At 71.0% G+C, this 20,936-nt stretch carries 16 protein-coding genes; 7 read left to right on the plus strand and 9 right to left on the minus strand.

All coding sequences use genetic code 11. The annotated features are described in order from the left end of the window. Positions 1-19 precede the first annotated feature (19 nt). Positions 20-964: an integron integrase gene (locus D3A60_RS00570; protein ID WP_231120392.1), complete on the minus strand. Its 945-nt coding sequence runs from the start codon at positions 962-964 to the stop codon at positions 20-22. A gap of 493 nt (positions 965-1,457) precedes the next feature. Here D3A60_RS00570 and D3A60_RS00575 point away from each other — a divergent pair, with 493 nt between their 5' ends. After that, the gene (locus tag D3A60_RS00575) at positions 1,458-1,772 is read left to right on the plus strand and encodes a DUF5076 domain-containing protein (RefSeq protein WP_119716786.1); all 315 of its coding nucleotides are present in this window, start codon (positions 1,458-1,460) and stop codon (positions 1,770-1,772) included. A 494-nt stretch (positions 1,773-2,266) separates the two neighbouring features. Beyond that, entirely contained in the window at positions 2,267-2,671 is a 405-nt protein-coding gene (locus D3A60_RS00585) for a hypothetical protein (protein WP_119716788.1), read from the plus strand. A gap of 3,361 nt (positions 2,672-6,032) precedes the next feature. Here the strand turns inward: D3A60_RS00585 and D3A60_RS00600 are convergent. The 3 genes from D3A60_RS00600 to D3A60_RS00610 all read right to left on the minus strand — a co-directional run bounded on the left by D3A60_RS00600 (position 6,033) and on the right by D3A60_RS00610 (position 10,627). Next, on the minus strand, positions 6,033-7,394 hold the full coding sequence (locus tag D3A60_RS00600; protein ID WP_119716791.1) for a sialidase family protein: 1,362 nt from the start codon (positions 7,392-7,394) through the stop codon (positions 6,033-6,035). Between the two features lie 202 nt (positions 7,395-7,596). Beyond that, entirely contained in the window at positions 7,597-9,501 is a 1,905-nt protein-coding gene (gene mnmG, locus D3A60_RS00605) for a tRNA uridine-5-carboxymethylaminomethyl(34) synthesis enzyme MnmG (protein WP_119716792.1), read from the minus strand. 562 nt (positions 9,502-10,063) lie between these two features. Then, the gene (locus tag D3A60_RS00610; RefSeq protein WP_119716793.1) at positions 10,064-10,627 is read right to left on the minus strand and encodes a hypothetical protein; all 564 of its coding nucleotides are present in this window, start codon (positions 10,625-10,627) and stop codon (positions 10,064-10,066) included. 180 nt (positions 10,628-10,807) lie between these two features. Between D3A60_RS00610 and D3A60_RS00615 the strand changes: the two genes are divergently transcribed. The 4 genes from D3A60_RS00615 (at position 10,808) to D3A60_RS00630 (ending at position 14,926) form a co-directional block, all read left to right on the plus strand. Beyond that, entirely contained in the window at positions 10,808-11,785 is a 978-nt protein-coding gene (locus D3A60_RS00615; RefSeq protein ID WP_119716794.1) for a DMT family transporter, read from the plus strand. 49 nt (positions 11,786-11,834) lie between these two features. Beyond that, positions 11,835-12,878: a pyridoxal-phosphate dependent enzyme gene (locus tag D3A60_RS00620; protein WP_119716795.1), complete on the plus strand. Its 1,044-nt coding sequence runs from the start codon at positions 11,835-11,837 to the stop codon at positions 12,876-12,878. Then, entirely contained in the window at positions 12,875-13,300 is a 426-nt protein-coding gene (locus D3A60_RS00625) for a ketosteroid isomerase-related protein (protein WP_119716796.1), read from the plus strand. Before D3A60_RS00620 ends, D3A60_RS00625 begins: the two co-directional genes overlap by 4 nt. Before the next feature lie 111 nt (positions 13,301-13,411). Further along, a complete protein-coding gene (locus D3A60_RS00630) occupies positions 13,412-14,926 on the plus strand; it encodes an ArnT family glycosyltransferase (protein WP_119716797.1) in 1,515 nt (504 codons plus the stop codon). A 9-nt stretch (positions 14,927-14,935) separates the two neighbouring features. Here D3A60_RS00630 and D3A60_RS00635 read toward each other — a convergent pair whose 3' ends face one another. The 5 genes from D3A60_RS00635 to bioB all read right to left on the minus strand — a co-directional run bounded on the left by D3A60_RS00635 (position 14,936) and on the right by bioB (position 20,108). Further along, positions 14,936-15,949: a multidrug resistance efflux transporter family protein gene (locus D3A60_RS00635; protein ID WP_119717472.1), complete on the minus strand. Its 1,014-nt coding sequence runs from the start codon at positions 15,947-15,949 to the stop codon at positions 14,936-14,938. A gap of 8 nt (positions 15,950-15,957) precedes the next feature. After that, positions 15,958-16,896: a malonyl-ACP O-methyltransferase BioC gene (bioC, locus tag D3A60_RS00640; RefSeq protein ID WP_119716798.1), complete on the minus strand. Its 939-nt coding sequence runs from the start codon at positions 16,894-16,896 to the stop codon at positions 15,958-15,960. Next, entirely contained in the window at positions 16,893-17,699 is an 807-nt protein-coding gene (gene bioH, locus D3A60_RS00645; RefSeq protein ID WP_119716799.1) for a pimeloyl-ACP methyl ester esterase BioH, read from the minus strand. Before bioH ends, bioC begins: the two co-directional genes overlap by 4 nt. A 67-nt stretch (positions 17,700-17,766) precedes the next feature. Beyond that, a complete protein-coding gene (gene bioF / locus D3A60_RS00650; RefSeq protein ID WP_119716800.1) occupies positions 17,767-18,987 on the minus strand; it encodes an 8-amino-7-oxononanoate synthase in 1,221 nt (406 codons plus the stop codon). Positions 18,988-18,989: 2 nt separating this feature from the next. Further along, positions 18,990-20,108: a biotin synthase BioB gene (gene bioB, locus D3A60_RS00655; protein WP_119716801.1), complete on the minus strand. Its 1,119-nt coding sequence runs from the start codon at positions 20,106-20,108 to the stop codon at positions 18,990-18,992. Between bioB and D3A60_RS00660 the strand changes: the two genes are divergently transcribed. Further along, positions 20,107-20,934, plus strand: coding sequence for a ComF family protein (locus D3A60_RS00660; protein ID WP_231120345.1), 828 nt, complete (start codon positions 20,107-20,109; stop codon positions 20,932-20,934). The two genes, bioB and D3A60_RS00660, sit on opposite strands and share 2 nt — an antisense overlap. Positions 20,935-20,936 lie beyond the last annotated feature (2 nt).

Here is a 20,936-nt window from a genome sequence, read left to right on the forward strand (position 1 = left end):
GATGGGCGCGCACCGGCGGTCAGCGGTCGAGCGGACTGAGCACGCCGCCGGCGCCGCGGTTCAGCACGTGCGTGTAGATCTGTGTCGTGGCCACATCCTGGTGCCCGAGCAGCTCCTGCACCGTGCGCAGGTCGTAGCCGGACTCAAGCAGGTGCGTGGCGAAGCTGTGGCGCAGCGTGTGCGCGGACACCGGCTTGACGATGCCCGCGGCGCGGCACGCGCGCTTGAGCGCGCGCGACAGCGCGGCGTCGTCGACGTGGTGGCGCCGGGTCGCGCCGTCGAGCGGGTCGATCGAACGCGACGCGGCCGGGAACACGTACTGCCAGCCGAGCTCGCGCGCGGCGTTCGGGTACTTGCGCGACAGCGCGTGCGGCAGCCACACCGCGCCGAGCCCGGCGGCCAGGTCGGCCTGGTGCAGCACCCGCGCGCGCTCGACCTCGCGCAGCAGCGGCTCGGCCAGCGATCGGGGCAGCACGGTGCGCCTGTCCTTGCCACCCTTGCCGCCGCGCACGGTGATCTCGTTGCGCGCAAAGTCGACGTCCTTGATCCGCAGCCGCAGCCCTTCCATCAGCCGCATGCCGGTGCCGTACAGCAGCGCCGCGACCAGCCCGAGGCGCCCGTCCATCGCCGCGAGCACGCGCTGGACCTCGTCGCGCGACAGCACCGTCGGCACCCGCGCCGGGCGCTTCGCGCGCACCACCGACTCCATCCACGGCAGCTCGATGCCGAGCACCTCGCGGTACAGGAACAGCAGCGCGGACAGCGCCTGGTTCTGCGTGCTCGCGGCGACGTTGCCGCGCACCGCCAGGTCGCTCAGGAACGCCTCGACCTCCGGCCCGCCCATGTCGCGCGGGTGGCGCTTGCCGTTGGCGAGGATGTATCGCCGGATCCACCCCACGTAGGCCCGCTCTGTGCGCAGGCTGTAGTGCTTCACCCGCAGCCGGCGCCTGACCTCGTCGAGCAGGCGCCGCGGCTGAGCTGAATCGCCGTCACGACGCTCGCCCCGCTCCGCCTCGCTTCCGCGCGTCGATACCACCCCGCGTTCGCGTTGATACGCCATACCACCCGGCCCGCGTAGATAACTCCGGGCAGGATCGAGCGCCGCACGCGCGACCGGAATCGGGTACCCGCGCGTGGCTGCGTAGGATTCTGGCTTGACGGCCGCCGCGCGGGACGATGAACATCGGGTACATAGCCCCGCTTTTGGGGTCTACTAAGTGTTAGGCCGCGTTGGAAGTGGGGAGTGTCGTGGGTCAAGCGCGGATCGATCGCTGCGTCCACGTCCGACCCTGCTTCGCCTGACACCACGCATCAAGCGCTTTCGGTAAGGCCCGCGGTAGAGTCTTTGGGCAAGGCCACCGTCGGTAAGTCCATCGCCGCCGCGGTCTAACTATTCATTCAAGCCGAACACCAATCGCTGCGCGCTTGGCGTCGGCTTAATTCAGGTGTTAGGTGCCATGGAAAGAGAACTATCGCTGCCAGATGGGGCTGCCGAGGACGCGGATGCCATTGAGGTCGCTCGTGTCTGGGTGACGCGCCAGGATCTTCTGGTGTCACTCAACGTCGGTCTTTACCCGCCAGAGGAGAGTGCCGGCGAGACCACTGCATGGGGAGACATCCTTGCAGATACAGTGAAACACCTCGCAAAGGCCCTATCCCTCCGTTACGACCTCAGCCCGGCCGTGCTTGAGCAAGAGATCATGGCTAGATGCAACCAGTCACTTTGTGAGTACAGCAAGAGCTTCTCGGGTGGACTCACGGATGGCACCTAACAATTCATTCAAGCCGAAGCCGCTTCGCGGCTCGGCTTAATTCCGGCGTTAGGCATACCAGTGACACAACACGTGATCTTGTATTTGTGCAGAGCGCAGTTCGCTGGTGGCAGCGCCATTCCGTACGCGACACCACCAGAGATTGGCTCGTCGCACGATTGCATCCTGTTCGTATCGCAGGACGCTCCAGACCACGACTTCGAGGCGGCGCGCGCCCTGCTTGCCAAACATGGCTGGTCGGACTCAGAGATGAGGCGCGCCGGGCCTTTCCAGTCCGAGAGCATCAACCCACAGCAAATGAGGGTGTTCCAGCACCACTACGAGGAGTGCTTAGAGCATGGTGACTCCCTGGTCTGGTATGCCTAACAATTCATTCAAGCCGACCCCGCTTCGTTAGACGGTTCAGTTGTGTCGTTGGTCCATCACAACCATTCACCGCCTACCGCGTTGCGGGTCGGCTTAATTCAGGCGTTAGCCAACAAAGGAGAGTACGCATGAGCATGAGCACAACGAAAGCCGTAGCCCTTGCAGTCGTGTCGTTTGCAGCCGGCCTAGGCATTGCCAACCTGCCCACTGCCAGCGCCTCGGCAGAGCCTGCGCTTGATCTTTCCAAGCGCAAGTTCACCGTGTTCATCGACGAGGTGAAGCAAAACCACGTCTTCGGGGATACCTTCTCCGGCTCCTACTCAAAGACGATCACCCTTTCGGATGGTTCCAGGCGCGAGATCACCCTGACCCCGACTGCGCACAAGGGTATGCAGCTCGTGGAGCTCAAGGACACCGGCGGGCTCACCTACATGTCGCTGAGTGGCACCACGACCAACGGCACGCTAATGATCCAGGTGAAGGACGACGAAGCGTCTAAGGCCGCATTGAAGGCGCAAGGTTGGAAGTGGTAGTTGTTGGCTAACAGTTCGTCCAAGCCGACGCCGCTTCGCGGCGCGGCTTAACTCAGGTGTTAGGCATCAAGAGACAGTTCCATGCGCGTTGACCTAGCCCTCTTTGACGGCGACGAGTTACTGAGCCGCAATGAGTTTCGCGTCGGCGCCGCGGAACTTGTAAGTACGTTCCCGCTCTTTGATGCCACGTACAAGTTGGGCCAGGAAACGGCCGACATTGTTCTATTCAACTTCCCGGCTCACGTTGACCTAAAGACAGTAAGCCTTGACATGCCAATCCATGAGTCCTCAGATTGGGAGTCAATAGGCCTCGGCAGGTACACGCTGGCCTTCTGGTGCCGGCTTGATGCCTAACAATTCATTCAAGCCGAAACCGCTTCGCGGTTCGGCTTAATTCAGGCGTTAGACCGCGCAAGGTTCCTATGCAGCCAAAGTCGCCCATCTCCAGCCGCTACGCAGCCATCCTCATGGGCCTCGCTGCGATCATGCATTCCCTAGTTGCACTTGACCTGGTCCTGCAGTTCTTCCCCGACACACCCGAGTTCCAGGTTTTGTGGGCTACTAGCTCACTAGTGAAAGGCCTATGGCTTGCTTTTGTGGCGTTGGGTTTCGCTACTGCCTTTCTGCTTTATCGTGCTCCACGCGTGGGATTCGCATTGTCCTTGGTAGCAACCGCATGCCTCTACTTCGCCAGCTCCGGGCTCTGGCATGAGATCAAAGGTGGCTTTTGGTTTGCCGTAGCCGCCAACGTGCTCGCAGCGCTTGGGGCATGGCAGGCGCGGTCTAACAATTCATTCAAGCCGAAGCCGCTTCGCGGCTCGGCTTAATTCAGGCGTTAGGCGGCAACGGAGACTCCATGTGCATCCATAGCGTGTCCGAGCTCCTACACGCCTTTGCACTTTGGCGCTTCTTCTTGGCTTCGGCTGTTGGCGTTGCCGTTGGTCTCTTCGTGTACTACGCAGCCGGTCAGGACCCTGCCTCCGCCGCCATCGCTTTTGCCGTGTGGCTGACTGGGCTGTGCTTCGGCCTCGTTTGGCACCTCGTTTCCAAGGCACGGCGGTGACCTGTCTGCCGCCTAACAGTTCATTCAAGCCGAAGCCGCTTCGCGGCTCGGCTTAGTTCAGGTGTTAGCTTGCTTTGAGGTCTCAGCAGCTCCCGCGTGCAGTACACGGCGTCCCTGCGTTTTTTGGGGGGCTGCCGGCGGCTCTGCTCGCCGGCATGACGGTAAACGGGGCAGCAGCTGTAGCTGGCGGTGAGCCGTTGCTTGCTACGCTCGTAGTCACTCTCGGTGTCGCGCTTCTGGCTGCACTTACGTTCGGACCGCTCGCCGCAATCGCCTTTCTACCCGTGTTCCTTTTCCTGCGCGCCGCCCACGCCTACCGGCCGAGTCTGGCTGCCACAGTGTTCGCATGCCTTGCTCTAGCACTGGGCATCTACATGCAGAGTGGCCCTACTGGCCTCCTTGCCTTCGGCGCGTCTGGACTGGCGTTCGGTTGGGTCTCGGCTACGGTGTTTGCGTGGGCCGCAGCACGTGACGCAAGCTAACAATTCGTCCAAGCCGACGCCGCTTCGCGGCGCGGCTTAACTCAGGTGTTAGGTGCGCATGACACAGTTGGGTCGCCGAATCACCTATCTCACAGCTGGCGCTGCTCCAGCTTGCTTCGGCGTCCTGATGGCATCGGCGCTGGGCGGTGTCTTTCTCCTCGGGGCCCTCGCAGGCACTACCGGGCTGTTGCTCGCTACAGCTGCGTGGTTTCCTGTTGCTAGACCAGTTTACTGGTCCATCGCAGTCCTCTTGGGTGCCGGTCTTGTCGCAATCCTCCCGTACTCCTTGGCAATCGGTTATGGCACGGCGGCTGACCTAGTTGCTGGCACAGCCGGCGTCCCATTGCCTGTGGCGCTTGGCGATCTGACAAAACGCGCATGGGTGTTCTACGGGCCGGTATTGTGCGCAGTTCACTTCTTGTGGAAAGCTCGCTGCGCACCTAACAATTCATTCAAGCCGAACCCGCTTCGCGGGTCGGCTTAATTTAGGTGTTAGGCATATGAGATCGAGTCCGCCGCTGCTAATGGTTCTATTGGCCGGCTGCGCGAATGGTCCCGCCCAGACCTCGTCTGTCACGTCACTCGTCAGTACCTCTGCGGAGAGCTGCGAACTCTTTGCCAAAGAGCAGTCCGTCCTACTCACAGTCCGCAACTCCGGGCCGGGCAAGCTTCGCATCAAGGCGCAGGGCCAGTTGGGCCCGCCATTCCGGATGGGCTGGCCCTACTACTCAGTGCTCAGCGGTACATCTGATCCCGCGCAAACCTACCAAAGCCCTGCCGGGCATGGGCCACTGCCTCTGGCAACGGTCTCTATCGGGCCTGGTGATCAAACGCAGTTCTTGATCTATCTGCCGGAGCGCACGCCAATCTCTGGTGCGCTGCGCTACCGCTTGCAGTTTGAGGATCTGGCGGGTCAGGTGCATTACTCTGCGCCCTTCAGTTTGTGTGTCCCGGGCTCAATGCCTAACAATTCATTCAAGCCGAAGCCGCTTCGCGGCTCGGCTTAATTCAGGCGTTAGGCGCCATGGCGGAGTCTGTGTGGAACCTCTTTCCTGTGGTGTTTGGTGTAGGGCTCGCGATCTGGCTCTTGCACGACCTTGAACATTGGGCCGGAGGATTCTTTGCCGTTCTTGTGGGCCTTGCCCTAGCCGGCGCAAGCCTATTGGCGAGTGCGCTCACTGCATTCTTCGTTCTTTGCAGTTGTTGCCGGTTCAACAGTCGCGGCGTGTGGTGCGCTGTTCTCGCTCGGGCATGGCATTCGTAGCATTCGCAATTGGGCGTCACGCAAGAATGGCGCCTAACAGTTCGTTCAAGCCGACGCCGCTTCGCGCCGCGGCTTAACTCAGGTGTTAGGCCTCATGCCGCAGCCACTCAGCGAGTTTGAGAGAACACTTCTCGACGAGTTCTGCTTCCACCGTCCGGCCGAACGGGAGCAAATCGCTCGGCTTGCTGTAGAGCGCCGCGAAGCATACTCCCGCGGCGTATGGACCACGTTCGAGAATGTTCCGGTAGGCCCTGAGTACAGTCTGTCGCTGGACTCGGAGATTGAGCTAGCCAGTGGCGTTCCGGTGGATGCGGAGCTGTGGTTTAGGGGAGATCACCTGTGGCGTCTCCATGTCTGGTGTCCCGTGCACGAATGGGACGGCAACACGTCTGCGGGCTTCACGCTCCATGAGGCCTAACAATTCGACCAAGCCGACGCCGCTTCATCGAGCTCGACCTGTCCCAGGCGCTGTCGTCGCCCGCCCACCCACCGCTGCCGCCGATCCGCTTCGTCCCGCGGCGCTGGCGCGTCGGCTACACCTGAGGCCTCGCCTCAGTTGACGACGACCGCCGCGGCGAGCGGCTCGGCCGCGCCCGCTTGCAGGCGCGCGCCGCGCAGCCGCGGCGTGCCGTCGATGAGCTCGGTCCACACGGCGTAGGTGCCGGCGGCGTGCTGGGCGAGCTTCGGGAAGCCGGTGCCGCGGCCCTTGCCTTCGATGCGCGCGACCTCGATGCGCTGCAGCTCGCGCGCGAGGTCGGGGGTCCAGCGGCCGAGCCACAGCGCCTGGCCGTCCGGGCCTTCGCGCAGCCACAGCGCGGTCGCCGCGCTGGCGTCGAGCGCGAGGTCGATGCGCCCCTGCACGTGCGCGCCGGAATCGACCAGCACCGGCGCGGCGAACGCGTCGCCGGCGTTCGGACTGGCCGCCAGCCACAGTGTCGGCTCGCCCTGTGCTTCCGGCTTGGCAGCGCCGCCGGCGGCGGTGTACCAGCCGACGACTGCCTGCGCGCCGCGCGCCGCGACCGCCGGCCCGTTGACCGGGCACGCCGGCATGCGCCAGCCATCGGCGTGCACCGCGCGCGCCGGCGTCCACGCGCCGGCCTGCCAGCGCGTCGTGTAGACGTCGCGGATCTCGCCCTCGGTGCGATCGCGGTACACCAGCAGCGGGCCACGCTCGGTCAGCGCCGCGTCGGTCTGGCAGCAGTCGCAGGTCGATGCGTCGACCTCGGTTTCGTCGCTGCGCGCCAGCGCGGCATCGAAGTGCGCGGTGCGCAGCGTCATCATCGCCATCGTGCCGGCGTCGTGGCCCTGCGCGTGGCCTTCGTGGCCGCCGCCAGTCTTGCGCCCGTCCAGCCAGGCGATGCCGATGCGGTCGTTTGCGGCCGGCCACATCGCGACGAAGCCGTGCTCGGTCGGGGTACCGTCGTCGTTGACTTCCAGCGGCGTCGACCACGTCGCGCCGCCGTCGGCCGAGCGCGTCAGCACGACGTCGTACGCGTACGGCGCAGCGGCGGACTTGCGCAGCCAGTGCGCCCACAGCGCGCCGTCGGGCGTCGCGCGCAGGTGCGGGGTGTCGGCCCAGTTGACGAACCAGTCGTCGCCGCGGGCGATCTCGCGCGGCTCGCTCCATGCGTCCGCTTCCCAGCGCGCGAACTTCAGCGCGTGGCCGCCGCCGTCGCGCGGTTCGATCCACGACAGCAGCACCTGCCCGTTGTCGAGCGCGATCAGGTCCGGCTGCGCAGCGCCGTCGGGCGCGGGCAGCGTCCACGGCGACGCCGTCAATGCCGGCGCGGGGGTCGGCGCAACCGGAGCGGCCGTCGACGCGGCCGGGTCGACCGGCGGACGATCGGCGCTGCACGCGGCGATCGCCATCAGCAGGCAGGCGAGCAGTGCGTTACGCGGCGGCGAAAACGGCATGGGGCGAGGTCCTGGACGAGGCGCGGCGCGCGCGTGGAACGTGCACGATGCGAGGCGCGGACGATGCCGTCAAATCGAAGGCGCTGCGCGTGCGTCGTTCACCCGAATGAATGCGCAGCTGCGCCAGTTCGCGTCGCTGCGCTCTCGCGTGGTCTCCCGCGATCGCCCGTCCTGCGCGACGCCGCCGCGCGAACGCGCTCGATCAGGCGACGCGGCTGCGCTTCGCGCGCGTCAGGTGCACCAGCAGCAGCGACACCGCGGCCGGCGTCATCCCGGGAATCCGCTGCGCCTGGCCGACCGTTTCGGGACGCACGCGCTCGAGCTTCTGCCGCACCTCGGCCGACAGCCCGCTGACCACGGCGTAGTCGAACGACGCCGGGATCGCGGTGTGCTCGTGGCGCTGCTGGCGCGCGATGTCCTCGCGCTGGCGCTCGAGGTAGCCGGCGTACTTGGTCTCGATCTCGACCTGCTCGGCCACCGCCGCGTCGTCGACGCCGGGACCGATCGCCTGCACGCGCATCAGCGCGGCGTAATCGAGCTCCGGCCGCCGCAGCAGCTCGGTCGCCGAGGTCTCGCGCGAGACCTCGACGCCGAGCGCGTCGGCGACGGCGCGGCCGAGCGCGTTGTTCGGCGCCGCCCACAGCGCGGCCAGGCGCGCGGATTCGCGCTCGATCGCCTCGCGCTTGCGCGCGAAGCCGTCCCAGCGCGCGTCGTCGACGAGGCCGAATTCGCGGCCGAGCGGCGTCAGCCGCAGGTCGGCGTTGTCCTCGCGCAGCTGCAGACGGTACTCGGCGCGCGAGGTGAACATCCGGTATGGCTCGGTGGTGCCGTGCGTCGTGAGGTCGTCGACGAGCACACCCAGGTAGGCCTGGTCGCGCCGCGGCGTCCAGCCGTCGGCGCCGCGCACGAAGCGCGCGGCGTTGAGGCCGGCCAGCAGCCCCTGCGCGGCGGCCTCCTCGTAGCCGGTGGTGCCGTTGATCTGGCCGGCGAAGAACAGGCCGGCGACCGACTTGGTTTCCAGCGTGGTCTTCAGCCCGCGCGGGTCGAAGAAGTCGTACTCGATCGCGTAGCCGGCGCGGGTGATGTGCGCGCGCTCGAAGCCGCGGATCGAACGCACCAGCGCGAGCTGCACGTCGAACGGCAGCGACGTCGAGATGCCGTTCGGGTAGATCTCGGCGACGTCGAGGCCTTCGGGCTCGACGAAGATCTGGTGCGACGCCTTCTCGGCGAAGCGCACCACCTTGTCCTCGATCGACGGGCAGTAGCGCGGGCCGATGCCTTCGATCTGGCCGGTGTACAGCGGCGAGCGGTCGAGCGCGGCGCGGATGATCTCGTGGGTGCGCTCGGACGTGTGCGTGATCCAGCACGAGACCTGGCGCGGGTGGTCGTCGCGGTGGCCGGTGAACGACATCACCGGGCGCGGGTCGTCGCCGGGCTGCTCCTCCATCACCGAATAGTCGAGCGAGCGGCCGTCGATGCGCGGCGGCGTACCGGTCTTGAGCCGGTCGACTACGAACGGGCCGTCGCGCAGGCGCTGCGCGAGCGCTATCGATGGCGGGTCGCCGGCGCGGCCGGCGGCGTACGTGGTGTCGCCGACGTGGACCTTGCCGGCGAGGAAGGTGCCCGCGGTCAGCACCACCGCCGGCGCGTCGAAGCGCAGGCCGGCCTGGGTCAGCACGCCGGTCACCCGGCCGGCCGCGGACGGACCGTGCAAGAACAGGATGTCGTCGACCGCGGACTGGAACAGGGTCAGGTTCGGCTGCGATTCGACCGCGCGCCGGACGAACGCGCGGTACAGCGAGCGATCGGCCTGGCAGCGCGTCGCGCGCACGGCCGGGCCCTTGCTCGCGTTCAAGTGGCGCCACTGGATGCCGGCGGCGTCGGCCGCGCGCGCCATCACGCCGCCGAGCGCGTCGATCTCCTTGACCAAGTGGCCCTTGCCGATGCCGCCGATCGCCGGGTTGCAGCTCATCGCGCCGACGGTCTCGACGTTGTGGGTCAGCAGCAGCGTGCGCGCACCGGCGCGCGCCGACGCCAGCGCCGCCTCGGTGCCGGCGTGGCCGCCGCCGATCACGATCACGTCGTACTGGTAGAAGGAATCGCTCATCACATCCTGGCCATCGCGCCGTTGGCGCGCGCGCATTCTAGGCCGTTCGGACCGGGGCCGCCGGCGACAGCGCGGGATCGGCCCGCCAAAGTTGGCACGGTTCCTGCGACATACTCCTTGCACCCAGCGGGGCAGGCGCTAAGCGCCGGTCGGAATTGGAACAGGGGCTGGCCAAGCGCTCGCATGGGGAAGCACGGGGGCCGAATGTCGGGGGACGTTCGGCCCCTTTTTTTGTCTGCCCGATCCGCATCGCCGGTTCGACGATGCGTCGATCCCGACGCCGCGGTGACCCATCCGCGATCGACACGCGAATCGGTGCCAATGCGCTGGGCGCCAGCGTGGGCGCGGTCTGCAGGGTTTCGGGCTGGAGGTGCCGGCGGTGGTCGCGGCACGGGGCCGGCGAGGCGCCGACGCCCGACAAGGACGGAACAGGGGGGATCCGTGAATTCCTCGCCGGGCGCCGACATGGGCACTTGCCGGTCGCGGTTTGCGTCACTTGCCGACGCAGACCGTCAGTGGCCCTACTGTGAGGTGACGAGGCGCGTCGCGCAAGAGACTTCGGTCACGGCTCCTGCTCTTGGACCGTGCGGCGGCGCGGCGCCTCCTGTGCCTGGCGGATGCGCTGGCCCAGTCCCGAGTCGTCGCGGCGCGGCGCCGGCGACGAAATCACCGGGCGCGGCGCGGCGCCGCTGATGCCCGACGGGGCCGGACGCAGCGCGCCGCCGTCGGCCTGCTGGCGCCGGCGCAGCTGGTCGAGGTTGCGCCACGGCGAGCCGTCGCGATCGCGCGGGCGGTAGTCGGGGTTCGGGTTCGGCGTGCCGGTGACCGGGGGTCGCGGGTAGTGCGGCCGATACGGGTGCCCGTAATACGGGTAGCCCGGCCGGTAGTAATACGGGCGCGTCGGATAGCCGTAGCCGTAACGGTACGGGTAGCCGTAGCTGCCGTAGCCGCCGTAATAGGGATAGCCGCCGACCCCGCCGTAGTACGGGTAGCTGCCGTAGTAGCGGTACTGGGTGCTTGGCTGACCGTAGTAGTAGTCGCCGGCGCCGGCGCGGTAGCCGTAACCGGTGACGCAGCCGCCCAGCAGCAGCGCGGCTGCGAGCGGGACAAGGAGTTTGCGGATCATGGCGGAGCCCCCCAGGGTCGAGACCGCAGCTTCGGTCCGGCGGATTGAACTCGTGCTTAACCCTGCCGTCACGGCCACGCGTACCGCTGAAGGGTTCAGCGGCCGCGCTGCCTTTGCCGGGCGCATTGCCGACGGGAGCGCGCGGTGCCAGCATGCGCCGCCCCGCCCTCGGACGCCACGATGACCCTGCACCGCGCGTCCGGCCACTGGCGGCTGGGCCTGACCCTGTCGCTGATCACCGCGCTGTCGTGGGCGACGCTGCCGATCGCGCTGAAGCTGGTGCTCGACTCGCTCGATCCGCTGACGCTGACCTGGTTCCGCTTCCTCGTCGCCGCGCTGGTGACCGCGGCGTGGCTGGGGCTGCGCGGCAAGCTGCGCGGCTACGGCGCGCTCGGGCGGCGCGGGTGGACGCTGCTCGGCGTCGCCGCGCTGATGCTGGTCGGCAACTACGTGTTCTACCTGCTGGGCGTGCAGCACACCTCGCCGGCGAACGCACAGCTGCTGATCCAGCTGGCGCCGCTGCTGATGGCGCTGGGCGGGATCTGGGTGTTCGGCGAGGTCTTCCACCGCGGGCAGTGGCTCGGCCTGGCGGTGTTGGTGGCCGGCCTGGGCCTGTTCTTCCACGACCAGCTGGCGCTGGCGTCGGCGGCCGAGTCGCTCGCGTCCAGCGCGACCCGCCCGGGCGCCTACGTGTTCGGCTCGGCGCTGGTGCTGGTCGCCGCCGTGGTGTGGGCGGTGTACGCGCTGGCGCAGAAGCAGCTGCTGGTGAAGCTCGGCTCGATGCAGGTGCTGCTGGCGATCTACGCGTTCGCGGCGCTGGCGCTGTGGCCGTTCGCGACGCCGTCTGCGCTGCTGCGGCTCGACGGGGTGCACTGGGCGCTGCTGCTGTTCTGCGCGTTCAACACCGTCGGTGCGTACGGCGCGTTCGCCGAGGCCCTCGCCCACTGGGAGGCCTCGCGCGTGTCGGCGGTGCTGGCGACGACGCCGCTGCTGTGCCTCGGCGCGGCCGCGGTCGTGCACGCGCTGTTCCCGCAGTGGCTCGCGGCCGAACGCATCACGTGGCTCGGCTGGCTCGGCGCGCTGCTGGCGGTGGCCGGCTCGGCGGCGGTCAGCCTGCTCAACCGCCGTCCGGCCGCGCCGGTCGCCGAGCCCGGCTGACGTCGCGCGCGCGACGCGGGCGGCGACGGCAAGCGGCTACCATGCCGCGATGAGCGCCGCCCTGACCGATCCGTCGTCCGCGTCCCACCCCGCCCACCCGCCGAAGGGCGAGCCGCTGGCGGTCGACTTCAGCGACATCCTCGCCGCGGCCGCGCGCATCGCGCCGCAGGCGCGGGTGACCCCGGTGATGCGCTCGCGCTCGCTCGACGCGCTGGCCGGCTGCGAGCTGCACTTCAAGTGCGAGAACCTGCAGCGCATCGGCGCGTTCAAGTTCCGCGGCGCCAGCAACGCAGTGCTGTCGCTGAGCGACGACGAGGCCGCGCGCGGCGTGGTGACGCAGAGTTCCGGCAACCACGGCGCCGCGATCGCGCTGGCCTGCCGCCTGCGCGGCATCGCCGCGACCGTGGTGGTGCCGCACGACGCGCCGCGGATCAAGCTCGCCGCGATCGCCGACTTCGGCGCCCGCATCGTCCACTGCGATCCGGGCCAGGCCGCGCGCAACGCGGTGACCGCGCAGGTGCTGGCCGACACCGGCGGCGTGCTGGTCCACCCGTTCAACGATCCGCGCGTGATCGCCGGCCAGGGCACCGCGGCGCTCGAGCTGCTGCAGCAGGCGCCTGGCCTCGACACGGTGATGGCGCCGGTCAGCGGCGGCGGACTGCTGTCGGGCACCGCGATCGCCGCGCACGGCATCGACGCGTCGATCCGCGTGCTCGGCGCCGAGCCCGAAGGCGCCCGCGACGCGCACGATTCGCTCGCCAGCGGCACGCGCGTCACCGGCCGCCCGGTCGACACGATCAGCGACGGCCTGCGCGCCGAGCTCGGCACGCTGACCTTCCCGATCCTGCGCGCGCACGTCGACGACATCCTGCTGGTCGACGACGCCGAAACCGTCGCGGCGATGCGGCTGGTATGGGAGCGCCTGAAGGTGGTGATCGAGCCGTCGTGCGCGGTGCCGCTGGCCGCGGTGCTGCGCTACCGCGAACGCTTCGCCGGCCGCCGCGTCGGCATCATCCTGTCCGGCGGCAACGTCGACCTCGACGCGCTGCCCCGCCTGCTCGCGCTCGCCACCCCCGCCCAGGACACCCCATGAAGATCGACGGCACCCGCACCCACGACCGCGCGACCGAGCTGCTGCTCGGCTACTACGCCGCGTTCAACCGCGGCGACTGGGACGGCATGCTCGCGCTGCTGGCCGACGACGTCGTCCACGACCTCAACCAGGGCCCGCGTGAAGTCGGCCGCGACGCGTTCGCCGCGTTCCTGCAGCGGATGGCGGCGAGCTACCGCGAACAGCTGCGCGACATCGTCGTGATGGTCTCGCCCGACGGCACCCGCGCGGCGGCCGAGTACGTCGTGCACGGCCAGTACCTCGCCGACGACGCCGGCCTGCCGCCGGCGCGCGGCCAGGCGTACGTGCTGCCCGGCGGCGCGTTCTTCGCGATCCGCGACGGCCGCATCGCGCGGGTCAGCAACTACTACAACCTCGAGGACTGGCTCGCGCAGGTGCGCTGAGCCGCGATGCGGCCGCGCGCATCGACCTTGGTCGGGGGGCGCGGCAAGTAACGTATTTCTTACCGGTCGCGCCGCTACCCTGCGCCGCACCTCTTGCGCGACCCCGACGGCATGCCGCGACCGCTGCGCTCTCCCCTGCCGTGGATCGCCGGCCTCGCGCTGGTGCTCGCGCTGGCGTTCCTCGGCAGCCGCGGCATCTGGGACCCGGACGAGGGCCGCTACACCAACGTCGCGCTGAACATGCTCGACAGCGGCGACTGGCTCAATCCGCGCCGCAGCCACGAAGTCGGCCACTGGACCAAGCCGCCGCTGACGTACTGGGCGATCGCGACGAGCGTCGCCGCGTTCGGCGCCAACGCGTTCGCCGCGCGGCTGCCGGCCGCGCTGGCGTACCTGCTGTCGACCTGGCTGGTGTGGCGGCTGGGCCGCCGGCTCGCGCCGGGCCACGCGCCCGTCGCCGCGCTCGCCTACGCGACGATGCTGCTGCCGTTCGGCGCGTCGCAGCTGATCACCACCGACTACCTGCTCGCGGCGTTCTCGACGCTGGCGATGTGGGGGTATGTCGAGGCGCGCTTCGGCGCGGCCGCCGCGGCGCCGCGCGTGGGTGCGCGTGAACTGGCGTGGGTCGCGCTGATGTGGGTGGGCTTCGCGCTGGCGTTCCTGACCAAGGGGCCGCCAGGTCTGCTGCCGCTGCTGGTGGTCGTCGCCGCCGACGCGCTGGTGCCGGGCCCGCGCACCCACCGGGTGCTGCAGTGGTCGGGGCTGGGGCTGTTCGCGCTGCTGGCGCTGCCGTGGTACGTCGCGGTGATCCACGGCAACCCGGGCCTGTTCGCGTACTTCATCGGCGACGAAGTCGTGAACCGGGTGACGACGAACGAGTTCGGACGCAACGGCGAGTGGTACGGATGGCTGAAGGTGTACGCGCCGACGCTGCTGGTCGGCACGCTGCCGTGGACGCCGACGCTGCTGCGCTGGGCGCACGGACTGCCGGCGCAAGCGCGCGCGTGGCGGCGCGACCGCGCGCGGCGCGCCGACGACGCGCCGTGGCTGCTGCTGGCGCTGTGGGTGCTGCTGCCGCTGGCGGTGTTCTGCGCGTCGCGCTCGCGCCTGCCGCTGTACCTGCTCCCGCTGTTCGCGCCGCTGGCGCTGCTGGTCGCGCTGCAGCACGGCCGCGAGGGCCGCGCGCTGCCGCGCTGGCCGTGGCTGGCGGCGTGGGCGGCGCTGCTGCTGGCGCTGAAGCTCGGCGCGGCGGCGTGGCCGACGCACAAGAACGCGGCAGCATGGGCCGAGGCGATCCGCGCGCGCGCGCCGGAGCGCATCGAGGAGGTGGTGTTCGTCGAGGACATGGCGCGCTACGGGCTGCACGTCCACCTCGGGCGCGGGGTGCAGATCGAGAAGGTCTCGCTCGGCGATGCACCGCAGGCGCGCTTCAATCCGGCGTTCGACGAATCGCTCGCCGCCGAGCTGGCCGAGCGCGAGCCGCACGTGGTGTGGGTCTGCAAGCAGGCGCAGTGGCCGGCGCTGGCCGCGCGGATCGGCGCGCTCGGCTACCGCGCGTCGCCGCTCGGCGCGCCGTACGAGGGCCGCGTGCTGTTCCGCGTCGAGCCGGTCGCGCCGCCGCGGTAGCGCGCGGCGTCACGCGCCGCGGTCGCCGCGCAGCTCCTGGGTCGCGTGGCGATCGCCCGACGCGGCGCGCGCGGCGACGATGCTGAAGGCGACGATGCCGACCACGACGACGCCGGCCCCGAGCAGCGCGCGGCCCTGAGGCCACGCCTCGCCCAGCCACAGCGCGCCGATCACCGTCGCGAACAGGATCTCCGCGGCCTGCATCGCCTCGGCCGCGGCCAGCCCGGTCGGGTCGTGGCGGACCATGCCGGTGGCCTGGAAGAACAGCACCGTCGCGATCACGCCGGCGCCGAGCGCGACCCCCGCGGCGAGCCACACCTGCCCGGCCGGCGGCGGCCCGAGCTGCGCCCACGCGACCGCGGCGATCGCCCACCACAGCGGCTGGCTCGCCAGCGTCAGGCCGAACACGCGCTGGGTCGCGTTGAGTTCGGGCTCGCCGGCCGGGTGGTGGCGCTCGAGGTGCAGCAGCAGCCCGCGGTTGCCGAGCGGGTACGCGAACGCGGCGATCGCGCCGAACAGCAGGCCGAGCCACGCGCCGCGGTCGAGCGCGCCGCCGGCGTGGCCGACCTGCATCAGCAGCACGCCGGCGACGACCACCAGCCCGGCCGCCATCGCCGCGCGCGGGATCCGCGCGCGGTGGTCGCGCGCACCGGCGCCGCGGTACAGCAGCGGCGCGACCAGCATCCCGGCGATCACGGTCAGCTGGAACGTGCCGGCGACCAGCCACGCCGGGCCGCTCGCGGCGGCGTAGCTGAGCCCGAGGTAGAACACGACGAAGCCGATGCCGCTCCACAGCAGCCACGCGCCCGGGTGCCGCGCGATCGCGCGCCACACCGGCGCGACGCCGCCCTGCCAGCGCATCACCGCCAGCAGCAGCGGCAGCGTGATCAGGTAGCGCAGCGCCGCCGTCCACGCCCAGTGCCCGCCGGCGTTGACCGCGGCGCGGTTGAGCACGTAGGTGCAGGTGAAGAACAGCGCCGACAGCAGCGACACGCCGACCGCGACCAGGGCGACGCGGCGCATCGGCGCGTTCACCGCCGGCGCACCGGGATCGCGCCGACCGGCACGCGGACCTCGTCGACGCCGCCGACGCGGATCGGCGCGCCCGGCGGCGGCCCCCAGGCGTGCGCGTAGATGACCTCCCACGTCGCCGGCAGCAGCCCGCCGAGCGGTTCGCCGGGCGGGCGGCGCAGCGGCTCGTACGCCTGGGCCGCGCGGGCGAAGCGCGCGCGGCCGGTCAGGCTGCGCCGCCGGCCGCGCATCGCGTTGGTCGCGCCGAGCGTGCGCAGCTCGCGCATCAGCGCGCCGAGGTCGGCGTGGCCGAGCGTGAACTCGTCGCGGTCGAGCACCGGGTCCTTGAAGCCGGCGGCGATCATCGCGTCGCCGAACTGCGCGATCGACGCGAACGGGCTGACGTGCGGCGCGTCGTCGGCCTGCCCGAACGCGCCGCGCAGCTCGAACAGCGTGTCCGGCCCGAACGTCGACACCAGCAGCAGCCCGCCCGGCCTGAGCACGCGGCGGAAGCCGGCGAACACCGCCGGCAGGTCCTCGACCCACTGCAGGCACAGGTTCGAATACAGCACGTCGACGCTCGCGTCGCGCAGCGGCAGCGCGCGCGCGTCGGCGCACAGCGCGCGCGGCCGGCGGCCGAAGTCGAACAGCCCGCGGCGCGCGCCGGCGTTGCGCTGCGCGGCCTGCGCCATGCCCGGCGCGAGATCGATCGCCAGCACCTGCGCCTTCGGCCAGCGCTGCTGCATCGCGAGCGCGGCGTGGCCGGGGCCGCAGCCGAGGTCGACGACGACCGCCGGCGGCGCCGCGCCGCGCGACGGGTCGTCGTAGTAGTCGAGCGATTCCGACAGCCGCGCGCCAACCTCGCGCTGCAGCGCGGCGGCATCGTCGTAGTGCGCGGCCGCGCGCGAGAACGCGCGGCGCACCTGGCGGTGGTCGAACAGCGGCGGCGATGCGCTCATCGCGCGGCCCCGGCGGCGCGCGCGGGCTGCGACGCCGGCAGCGCGTCGACGAATTCGACGATCGCGTCGGCAACGGCGTCGGCGGCGCCGAGGAACGGCGCATGGCCGGCGTCGGCGATCACGACGCTGCGCGCATCCGGCGCCAGCGCGGCCGCGGCCGGCATCGCGCCGGACGGCACCAGCTTGTCGCGGCGGCCGGACACCCACAGGCTCGGCACGCGCAGCCCCGGCAGTTCGCCGCGCAGGTCGAGTCGGTCGAGCAGTACCAGGCCCTGCAGCAGCGCGTGCTCGCTCGGCTCGCCGCGCTCGAACGCCTGCGCGCGCAGGCGCCGCAGCTCGTCCTGCGCGTGCGCCGAGCCGAGCGCCTCGAGCGCGAGGAAGCCCTCGAGCGTGCCGCGGAAGTCGCGCCGCAGCGCGTCGCCGAACTCGCGGAACAGGCTGGAGCGCACGCCGTGCGGCCAACCGTCGGCGGCGTCGCCGACGAAGCGCGGCGACGAGGCGAGCATCACCAGCCCGCGCACCGCGTCCGGATGGTCGAGCGCGGCGCGCAGCGCGAACTGGCCGCCGAGCGACCAGCCCAGCCACACCGCGTCGGGCACGCGCGCGACCAGCGCGGCGGCCAGCGTCGCCGGCTCGAGCGCGGTGTCGCTGTCGCGCGCGTGGCCGTGGCCGGGCAGGTCGACCAGGTGCAGCGTGTAGCGGTGCTCGAGGCGTTCGACCAGCGGCGCGAACAGGCCGCCGTGCATCGCCCAGCCGTGGATCAGTGCCAGCGCCGGGCCGCGCCCGCGCGTTTCGATGTGCATGCGATGTCTGCTGCGTGGGGGACGGCGCGGCCGCGGCCGCGTCGACGGGGGATCGGGTGCGCGCTCGTCAGGCCGAGGCCAGCAGGCCCATCTCGGCGACGCGCGCCTCGGCCTCGGCGCGATCGCGCGCGCGCGCGATGGTCTCGACCAGGCCGTCGACGTCGGCGACGCCGTGCAGCGCGCTGAGCGTGACGCGCAGCCGCGCGCGGCCTTCCGGCACGGTCGGCGGGCGGATCGCCGCGACCCAGTAGCCGGCGCGCTCGAGCGTGCCGGCCATCGACAGCGCGCGCGCGTTGTCGCCGCACAGCACCGGCTGGATCGGCGTGTCCGACGGCAACCGCGCCAGGCCGACGCGGTCGGCGCGCTCGTGGAAGCGCGCGACCAGCTCGGCCAGGCGATCGCGTCGCCAGTGCTCGCCGCGCGCCAGCTTGACCGCGGCCAGCGTCGCCGCGGCCTGCGCAGGCGGCAGCGCGGTGGTGTAGATGTACGGGCGCGCGCTCTGCGCGAGGTGGTCGAGCAGGTCGGCGTCGCCGACCAGCGCCGCGCCGTAGCCGCCGAGCGCCTTGCCGAGCGTGACCAGCTGCAGCGGCACCTCGGCGGTGGACAGCTTCGCCGCGGCGACGCTGCCGCGACCGTCGGCGCCGACCACGCCGACGCCGTGCGCGTCGTCGACGTACAGCAGCGCCTTCTGCACGCGCGCGACCAGCGCCAGCTCCTTCAGCGGGGCGATGTCGCCGTCCATGCTGAATACGCCGTCGGTGGCCAGCAGCGCGAGCCCTTCGGGCTGCGCGCGCAACTGGCGCAGCGCGCCCTCGGCGTCGGCGTGCGGGTAGCGGCGCAGCTTGCAGCCGGCCAGCCGCGCGGCGTCGACCAGGCTGGCGTGGTTGAGGCGGTCCTGCACGCAGACGTCGTCGTCGCCGAGCAGGGCCTGCAGCACCGCGAGGTTGGCGAGGAAGCCCGATCCGAACAGCAGCGCGCGCGGCGCGCCGAGCCAGTCGGCCAGCTCCTTCTCGAGCGCGTCGTGCAGCGCGTGGTGGCCGCAGACCAGGTGCGAGGCAACGCCGCCGGCGCCCTCGCGCGCGGCCGCGTCCTGCAGCGCGCCGACCACGGCGTAGTGCTGGGACAGGCCGAGGTAGTCGTTGCCACAGAAGTTCAGCAGGCTGCGCCCGTCGACTTCGACCCGGGCGCCGTCGCGGTGTCCGACGCTGCGGCGCGAGCGCACGCGCGCGGCGGCGACGCGCTCGGCCGCGGCCGCCTCGATCCGCTCACGCCACTGCGCGCGGGCCATCGTCAGGCCTGCGCGGCAGCCGCGCAGGACGCGGACGGTGCGGCGTCGGCGACGCCCGGCCCGTCGATCGCGGGCAGTTCGATGATGTCGGCGTGCACGGTGCCCCCCCGGCCATGTGCAGGTGACTCGATCACCTGCATGGGGCGCAGGCCGAGACGTGCAAACAATGCCATGTCGCGCTCGGTGTCGGGGTTGCCGGTCGTCAGCAATTTCTCGCCGTAGAAGATGGAATTGGCCCCGGCCAGGAAGCACAGCGCCTGCAGCTCGTCGCTCATCGCCTCGCGGCCGGCCGACAGCCGCACCATCGAGCGCGGCATCAGCAGGCGGGCGACGGCGATCGTGCGGACGAACTCGAACGGGTCGAGCTCGGCGGTCCCGTTCAGCGGCGTGCCCTCGACCTGGACCAGCCGGTTGATCGGCACCGAGTCCGGGTGCGCCGGCAGGTTGGCCAGCGCCTGCAGCAGGCCGGCGCGCTGGTCGCGGGTCTCGCCCATGCCGACGATGCCGCCGCAGCAGGTCTTCATGCCGGCGTCGCGGACGTGGCCGAGGGTGTCGAGGCGATCCTGGAACTCGCGCGTGTGGATGACCTCGCCGTAGAACTCCGGCGCGGTGTCGAGGTTGTGGTTGTAGTAGTCGAGGCCGGCGTCGCGCAGCGCGCGGGCCTGGTCGCCCGACAGCATGCCGAGCGTGGCGCAGGTCTCGAGCCCGAGCGCCTTGACCTCAGAAATCATCGCCGCGACCTTCGGGATGTCCCGGTCCTTCGGCGAGCGCCACGCCGCGCCCATGCAGAAGCGCGAGGCGCCGGCGGCCTTGGCCTGGCGGGCCTTCTCGAGCACCGCCTCGGTGCTCATCAGCTTCGTGGCGTCGACGCCGGTGTGGTAGCGCGCCGCCTGCGGGCAGTAGCCGCAGTCCTCGGGGCAGCCGCCGGTCTTGACCGACAGCAGGGTGCTGACCTGGACCTCGGCGGGGTCGAACGTCGCGCGGTGCACGGTCGCGGCGCGGTGCAGCAGTTCCGGGAACGGCAGGTCGAACAGCGCGCGGACCTCGGCACGCGACCAGTCGTGGCGCAGCGCGTCGGACTTCTCCGACCCGGCGGCGCGGGGGGCAACAACAGCGGACATGGGGGACTTCCGACAGACCGGACCGGCCGAGGCCGGCAGTCTGGAAACCATGCCCGGCCCTGTCAACCAAGCTCCCCCGACGAAAGTTGACGGCCGCCGCGCGCGGCTGGCGTTCTGGCTGCGCCACGACGCCGCGCGGCTGCTGTGGCCGGGCACCTGCCTGCTGTGCGACGCGCCGGCCGGCGACGGGCCGGACCTGTGCGCACCGTGTTTCGACGCGCTGCCGTGGCTGGCCGACGCGTGCGCAGGCTGTGCGCTGCCGCTGCCCCCCGGCGCGCCGGTCGACGGCGGCGAGGGCGCGCGGCTGTGCGGCCCATGCCAGTCCGCCCGCTCACCGCTCGCGACGGTGCGCGCGGCCTGCCTGTACGCCGCGCCGCTCGACCGCCTGCTGCCGCGCTTCAAGTTCCACGACGACCTGACCGCCGGCGCGCTGCTGGCCGAACTGATGGCCGAAGCGCTGGCCGATGCGCCGCGACCCGACGCGGTGGTGCCGCTGCCGCTGCACCGCGCGCGGCTGCGCGCCCGCGGCTACGACCAGGCGCTGGAGCTGGCCCGGCCGCTGGCGCGCGCGCTCGGGCTGCCGCTGCTCGCCGAGGCCCTGGTGCGCACCCGCCTGACCGCGCCGCAGTCGCGGCTCGACGCGGACGCGCGCCGGCGCAACGTCCGCGACGCGTTCGCGGTCCGTCCGGGCGCGGCGCTGCCGGCGCACGTGGCGCTGGTCGACGACGTCATGACCACCGGCGCGACGCTGCGCGCGGCCGCGCATGCGCTGCGGCGGGCCGGCGTCGCGCGGATCGATGCCTGGGTGTGCGCGCGGGTGCCGTGACG

It is taken from the genome of Cognatilysobacter tabacisoli (assembly GCF_003586305.1).
Taxonomy (GTDB): Bacteria; Pseudomonadota; Gammaproteobacteria; order Xanthomonadales; family Xanthomonadaceae; genus Cognatilysobacter_A; species Cognatilysobacter_A tabacisoli.

Coding starts and splice junctions, on each gene's coding strand:
- D3A60_RS00575 (WP_119716786.1), top strand. CDS start 1,458: ATGGAAAGAGAACTATCGCTGCCAGATGGGGCTGCCGAGGACGCGGAT.
- D3A60_RS00585 (WP_119716788.1), top strand. CDS start 2,267: ATGAGCATGAGCACAACGAAAGCCGTAGCCCTTGCAGTCGTGTCGTTT.
- D3A60_RS00600 (WP_119716791.1), bottom strand. CDS start 7,394: ATGCCGTTTTCGCCGCCGCGTAACGCACTGCTCGCCTGCCTGCTGATG.
- mnmG (WP_119716792.1), bottom strand. CDS start 9,501: ATGAGCGATTCCTTCTACCAGTACGACGTGATCGTGATCGGCGGCGGC.
- D3A60_RS00610 (WP_119716793.1), bottom strand. CDS start 10,627: ATGATCCGCAAACTCCTTGTCCCGCTCGCAGCCGCGCTGCTGCTGGGC.
- D3A60_RS00615 (WP_119716794.1), top strand. CDS start 10,808: ATGACCCTGCACCGCGCGTCCGGCCACTGGCGGCTGGGCCTGACCCTG.
- D3A60_RS00620 (WP_119716795.1), top strand. CDS start 11,835: ATGAGCGCCGCCCTGACCGATCCGTCGTCCGCGTCCCACCCCGCCCAC.
- D3A60_RS00625 (WP_119716796.1), top strand. CDS start 12,875: ATGAAGATCGACGGCACCCGCACCCACGACCGCGCGACCGAGCTGCTG.
- D3A60_RS00630 (WP_119716797.1), top strand. CDS start 13,412: ATGCCGCGACCGCTGCGCTCTCCCCTGCCGTGGATCGCCGGCCTCGCG.
- D3A60_RS00635 (WP_119717472.1), bottom strand. CDS start 15,949: ATGCGCCGCGTCGCCCTGGTCGCGGTCGGCGTGTCGCTGCTGTCGGCG.
- bioC (WP_119716798.1), bottom strand. CDS start 16,896: ATGAGCGCATCGCCGCCGCTGTTCGACCACCGCCAGGTGCGCCGCGCG.
- bioH (WP_119716799.1), bottom strand. CDS start 17,699: ATGCACATCGAAACGCGCGGGCGCGGCCCGGCGCTGGCACTGATCCAC.
- bioF (WP_119716800.1), bottom strand. CDS start 18,987: ATGGCCCGCGCGCAGTGGCGTGAGCGGATCGAGGCGGCCGCGGCCGAG.
- D3A60_RS00660 (WP_231120345.1), top strand. CDS start 20,107: ATGGGGGACTTCCGACAGACCGGACCGGCCGAGGCCGGCAGTCTGGAA.
- bioB (WP_119716801.1), bottom strand. CDS start 20,108: ATGTCCGCTGTTGTTGCCCCCCGCGCCGCCGGGTCGGAGAAGTCCGAC.